The following is a 5,106-nucleotide window of genomic DNA, read 5'->3' as shown; positions in this document are numbered from 1 at the left end:
ATAGGGAGAGGTCTGCTTTCGCAGAAAGCCGGGTGAGGGGTATGACGCCGCCGGATAGGACGCGGCGCTGAACGCGCGTCGACCGCGTGCTCGGTCCTGATACGTCATACCCCTCACCCCAACCCTCTCCCTATGGGAGAGGGGGCCGGTCGTGATTCACGCGCGATTTTGAAAAGGGGCACGCCCCAGGAGATCGACCTCCCCCGCAGAGGGGGGAGAATTCGGGCTCAGCCCGCCGCGAGCGCGTCCTCGAACACCACCGCCTCGCCGCGCGAGGGCGCGGTGAGCTGCCCCTCCCACATCACACGGTTGCCGCGCACCACCGTGCCGACCGGCCAGCCCGTGACCGTGACGCCGTCGTAGGGCGTCCACCCGCATTTCGAGGCGATCCAGCCGTTGCGGATGGTCTCGCGGCGCTTCAGGTCCACCACGGTCACGTCGGCGTCGTAGCCCGCAGCCAGCCGGCCCTTGCGCGCGATCCCGAACAGGCGCTGCGGGCCCGCGCTCGTCAGGTCCACGAAGCGGGCGAGGGAGAGGCGGCCCGCCGCGACGTGGTCGAGCATCATCGGCACCAGCGTCTGCACGCCGGTCATCCCGGAGGGCGAATCGGGATAGGGCTTGGCCTTCTCCTCGAGGGTGTGGGGCGCGTGGTCGGAGCCCAGCACGTCGGCGACGCCCTGCGAGAGACCGCGCCAGATCCCGGCCCGGTGCCCGGCGTCGCGCACCGGCGGGTTCATCTGCACCAGCGTGCCGAGGCGGGCGTAGGCCTCGGTGCCGTCGAGGGTGAGGTGATGGGGCGTCACCTCGCAGCTCGCCACGTCCTTGTGCTCGGCCAGGAACACCATCTCCTCCTGCGTGGAGATGTGCAGGATGTGGATGCGCGCGCCCGTCTCGTGCGCAAGCGCCACGAGGCGTTCGGTCGCCTTGAGCGCGGCCTCGGGCGAGCGCCAGACCGGGTGCGAGGACGGGTCGCCCGGCACGCGCAGCCCCTTGCGCGCGCGCAGCATCGGTTCGTCCTCGGCGTGGAAGGCGGCGCGGCGGCGGATGTTCTTCAGGATCGCGCGCACGCCCGCATCGTCCTCGACGAGCAGCGCGCCGGTCGAGGACCCAACGAAGACCTTGATGCCGGCGGCCCCCGGCAGGCGCTCCAGCTCGGCCACCTCGGCGGCGTTCTCGTGCGTGCCGCCGACCCAGAAGGCGAAGTCGCAGTGCATGCGGTGGTGGGCCCGCGCGACCTTGTCGGCGAGCGTCTCTCTCGTCGTGGTGAGTGGGTTCGTGTTCGGCATCTCGAACACCGCGGTCACGCCGCCCATCACGGCGGCGCGCGACCCGGATTCGAGATCCTCCTTGTGGTCGAGGCCGGGCTCCCGGAAATGGACCTGGCTGTCGATCACGCCGGGCAGCAGGTGCAGGCCGGTACAGTCCTGGCGCTCGGCGGCGTCGCGGCCCCCGAGATCGCCGATCTCCGCGACCCGGCCAGCCCGGATGCCGATGTCGGCCCGGTGCTGGCCGTCATGGTTGACCACGGTGCCCCCGGCGAGGACGAGGTCGAAGGGCTGCTCCATCACGGTCTCCACGGGTTCGGCGGGCGGTTGAGCCCCGTTCCCGCGGGGCTTATGTCAGGCGCGCGCCGCGTGCCACCCCCGCGGCGGCGATGGAGGTTCCATGCCGATCGCGCTGCTTCCCGACCGCGCCCTCGTCACCGTGACGGGCCCGGACGCGACGGACCTGCTCCAGGGCGTGCTGACCTGCAACGTCGCCACCCTGCCCGAGGGCGCGGCACGGCTCGGCGCCCTGCTGACGCCGCAGGGCAAGATCCTGTTCGATTTCCTGATCTCCCGCCTGCCCGGGGGATTCCGCCTCGACGTCGCCGCCGAGCAAGCCCCCGCCCTCGCCAAGCGCCTGGGCCTCTACCGCCTGCGCGCGAAGGCCGAGATCGCCGCCGATCCGACCGTCGCGGTCGCCGCCGCCTGGGACGGCGCCACCACCGCCGCGGAGGTCGCGCGCGTCGAGGATACCCGCGCGCCCGGCCTCGGCGCCCGCCTCTACGCCGCCGAGGGCGCCTTCTCGGCCGACGCCGCGCCGGACGATTACCACGCCCACCGCATCGCCCTGGCGGTGCCGGAGGGCGGGCGCGACTTCGCCCTCGGGGACGCCTTCCCGCACGAGGCGCTGATGGACCAGCTCGGCGGGGTGGACTTCAAGAAGGGCTGCTATGTCGGCCAGGAGGTGGTCTCGCGCATGCAGCACCGCGGCACCGCGCGAACCCGGATCCTCGCGGCGCACTACCCGGAGGGCGAGGCCGCCGCGCCGGGCACCGAGATCACCGCCGGCGGCAAGGTGATGGGTACGACCGGCGGCACGGCGGGCGACCGCGGACTCGCGATGGTCCGCATCGACCGGCTGGGCGACGCGCTCGCCGCGGGCGAGACCCTGCGAGCCGGGGACCGGGCCGTGGCGCTGGAGCGCCCATCCTACGCGGGCTTCGCCATGCCGGAGGCGGCGGGCGCGCCGGCCGCCTGAGCGCGACCCCGTGCCGGGCCGCCCGGTTTCAGAGGACCCGCGCTCTTTCCCGGACGCCCGGAACGGAGTGGAGGGTGATCCGGGACCCAGCAGGAGAAGTGCCGCGAAGCGGCTCGATCTTCAGCGACGTTGCAGGGTTCGGACGCTTCGCGTCTCCTTGTGCCGGATCCCGGATCACCTTCCGCTGACGCTCCAGGCGTCCGGGAAAGGGCGGGGCCCGTTATGGGTGCGCGTGCGCAGGTAGGCCTGTGCAAAGCTCGGGACTTCCAACGCCACGCGCGATAGCGTTCCGCTCTTGTTCTCGCTAAAGCGGATCCATGTCCGAGACCGGCCTCATCGAGCACCCCGACGGCTGCGCCCGCTGCTGGTGGCCGGGGCACGACCCGTTCTACATGGCCTACCACGACACCGAATGGGGCGTGCCGGAACACGACGGCCGGGCGCTATACGAGAAGCTGATCCTCGACGGCTTCCAGGCGGGCCTTTCGTGGATCACCATCCTGCGCCGCCGCGAGGGTTTTCGGGAGGCCTTCGCGGGGTTCGAGCCGGAGCGTATCGCCCGCTTCACGCCGGCCGATGTCGAGCGGCTGATGGGCGACGCCCGCATCATCCGCAACCGCGCCAAGATCGAGGCGACGATCCGCGGCGCCCGCGCCTGGCTCGCCATCGAGGAGCGCGGGCCCGGCTTCTCGCGCTTCCTCTGGGACTTCGTGGACGGCGCGCCCCTCCAGGGCTGCGCCCGCACCCGCGCCGAGATCGTGCCGGAGACGCCCCTCTCCCGGCAGGTCAGCAAGGCGCTGAAGGCCGAAGGGTTCGGCTTCTGCGGGCCGACCATCGTGTACGCCTTCATGCAGGCCACCGGGCTGGTGAACGACCACCTCGTCGGCTGCCACCGGCACGCGGCCTGCGCGGCGCTCGGGGGCCGCGCGTGAGCCCCCCTGCCCCGCGGGCGTGGCAGCGCATGCTGTCGGGCCGCCGCCTCGACCTGCTCGATCCCTCGCCGCTCGACATCGAACTCGCCGACATCGCCCACGGCCTCGCCCGGGTCGCGCGCTGGAACGGGCAGACGGCGGGCGAGCACGTCTTCTCGGTGGCCCAGCACTCCCTGCTGGTCGAGGCGATCGGCCTGCACCTGCGGCCGGAGCGGACCGCGTCGCAGGGGCTGGAATTCCTGCTCCACGACGCGCCCGAATACGTGGTCGGCGACATCATCTCGCCCCTCAAGGCCGCGATCGGCGATGCCTACAAGGGCGTCGAGCGGCGCCTGCTCGCCGCGATCCGCCGCCGCTTCGGGCTCGACGCACCGGACCCGGCCCTCGCCCGCCTCGTGAAGCGCGCCGACCGGATCGCCGCCCATGTCGAGGCGGTGCGGCTCGCGGGCTTCACAGGGGAGGAGGCGGCGCGCTATTTCGGCCGGGCCGAGGCCCTGCCCGAACCGGTCCTGGCGCTGGCAGACCCCTGGCCGACCGCCCGCGCCCAGGACCGCTACATCGCCCGCTTCGAAGCGCTCGCCGGATAGGCCCGATGCCGACCCTCCACGTCTGCTCCCTCGCGCGCCTGCCCGAGACCGTCGCGGCGACCGGCGCGGGCCATGTCCTCAGCCTGCTCACCTCCGGCAACGCTCCGGACCTTCCGGATACGGTGCCGCCGGAATGCCGCGCGGTGATCGCGGTGAGCGACATCGCGGCGGCGACCGACGGCCATGTTCTCGCCGACGAGAGCCACGTGGAGCGCATCATCGCCTTCGTGTGCGCCTGGCCGCGGGAGCGGCCGCTCGTCATCCATTGCTGGGCCGGCATCAGCCGATCGACGGCCGCGGCCTATATCGCGGCCTGCGCCCTGAACCCCGAGCGCGACGAGGCCGAGGTCGCGCGGGAACTCCGCGCCGCCTCGCCCTCCGCCACGCCGAACCCGCGCTTCGTCGCGCTGGCCGACCGGATCCTCGGGCGCGACGGGCGCATGGTCGCGGCGATCGCCGCGATCGGGCGCGGCGCCGACGCCTACGAGGGCGCGCCGTTCCAGTTCGCGGTGTAAGAGCGCGAGGCGCAATCCTGCCACCGGATCGCGTACAGCGGCGTACCGTACCACCGTCGCGGGTGTTGCCCGGGCACGTCAGGCCGCGCGAAAGCGGTGGGTCATCGCGGCCCGGCCATGCCCGCCGGGTTGTCCCGGGCGCACGCTCCGCCCTAGAACCGGTCCAAAGGAAACTGACAGGGATGACCGCACCTCGCTCCGATGCCCCCGCCGCGCCCGATCTGCCCTTCGAGAAGGCTCTCGAGCAACTGGAGGAGATCGTGCGCCGCCTTGAGCGGGGGGATGTTCCGCTGGACGAGTCCGTCGCGATCTACGAGCGCGGCGAGATGCTGAAGCGGCACTGCGAGCAGCTGCTCAAGCGGGCCGAGGCCCGTATCCAGCGGATCACGCTCGGCCCCGAGGGACGCGCCGAGGGCGTGGCGCCGCTGGACGTCGAGTAGCCCGCCCATCCCGACAGGACGAGGATTGATGCCGTGGCCGAGAACGAGAGCGTAACGTCGATCCTTGACGGTCTGGAGGAGCCGGCGGCTTTGCGCCACCTGCCCGAGA

6 protein-coding genes are annotated in these 5,106 nt (G+C 72.6%); 5 read left to right on the top strand and 1 reads right to left on the bottom strand.

What is annotated here, in order from left to right:
- Positions 1-227 precede the first annotated feature (227 nt).
- Positions 228-1,565, bottom strand: coding sequence for a dihydroorotase (locus tag AX737_RS07115; RefSeq protein ID WP_066920151.1), 1,338 nt, complete (start codon positions 1,563-1,565; stop codon positions 228-230).
- A 100-nt stretch (positions 1,566-1,665) separates the two neighbouring features.
- Between AX737_RS07115 and AX737_RS07110 the strand changes: the two genes are divergently transcribed.
- From AX737_RS07110 to AX737_RS07090, 5 genes are all read left to right on the top strand, one after another.
- Positions 1,666-2,523: a folate-binding protein YgfZ gene (locus tag AX737_RS07110; protein ID WP_066920150.1), complete on the top strand. Its 858-nt coding sequence runs from the start codon at positions 1,666-1,668 to the stop codon at positions 2,521-2,523.
- Between the two features lie 317 nt (positions 2,524-2,840).
- Entirely contained in the window at positions 2,841-3,455 is a 615-nt protein-coding gene (locus tag AX737_RS07105; RefSeq protein ID WP_066920149.1) for a DNA-3-methyladenine glycosylase I, read from the top strand.
- Between the two features lie 29 nt (positions 3,456-3,484).
- Complete coding sequence (locus tag AX737_RS07100; RefSeq protein ID WP_066920148.1) at positions 3,485-4,042, top strand: HD family hydrolase; 558 nt, start codon at positions 3,485-3,487, stop codon at positions 4,040-4,042.
- Positions 4,043-4,047: 5 nt separating this feature from the next.
- Positions 4,048-4,557 (top strand): protein tyrosine phosphatase, encoded by a 510-nt coding sequence (locus tag AX737_RS07095; RefSeq protein WP_066920147.1) that lies wholly within the window; start codon positions 4,048-4,050, stop codon positions 4,555-4,557.
- Positions 4,558-4,739: 182 nt separating this feature from the next.
- The gene (locus AX737_RS07090) at positions 4,740-4,997 is read left to right on the top strand and encodes an exodeoxyribonuclease VII small subunit (protein WP_066920146.1); all 258 of its coding nucleotides are present in this window, start codon (positions 4,740-4,742) and stop codon (positions 4,995-4,997) included.
- The last annotated feature ends 109 nt before the right edge of the window (positions 4,998-5,106 follow it).

The organism is Methylobacterium sp. CCH5-D2 (assembly GCF_001556475.1).
In the GTDB taxonomy this organism is placed as follows: Bacteria; Pseudomonadota; Alphaproteobacteria; order Rhizobiales; family Beijerinckiaceae; genus Methylobacterium; species Methylobacterium hispanicum.
The sequence above is the reverse complement of the archived record's forward strand: the minus strand, read 5'-3'. Positions and strand labels throughout refer to the sequence as shown.

Excerpts from the sequence above, each read along its gene's own strand:
- AX737_RS07110 (WP_066920150.1), top strand. The coding sequence starts at position 1,666 with ATGCCGATCGCGCTGCTTCCCGACCGCGCCCTCGTCACCGTGACGGGC.
- AX737_RS07095 (WP_066920147.1), top strand. The coding sequence starts at position 4,048 with ATGCCGACCCTCCACGTCTGCTCCCTCGCGCGCCTGCCCGAGACCGTC.
- AX737_RS07105 (WP_066920149.1), top strand. The coding sequence starts at position 2,841 with ATGTCCGAGACCGGCCTCATCGAGCACCCCGACGGCTGCGCCCGCTGC.
- AX737_RS07090 (WP_066920146.1), top strand. The coding sequence starts at position 4,740 with ATGACCGCACCTCGCTCCGATGCCCCCGCCGCGCCCGATCTGCCCTTC.
- AX737_RS07115 (WP_066920151.1), bottom strand. The coding sequence starts at position 1,565 with ATGGAGCAGCCCTTCGACCTCGTCCTCGCCGGGGGCACCGTGGTCAAC.
- AX737_RS07100 (WP_066920148.1), top strand. The coding sequence starts at position 3,485 with ATGCTGTCGGGCCGCCGCCTCGACCTGCTCGATCCCTCGCCGCTCGAC.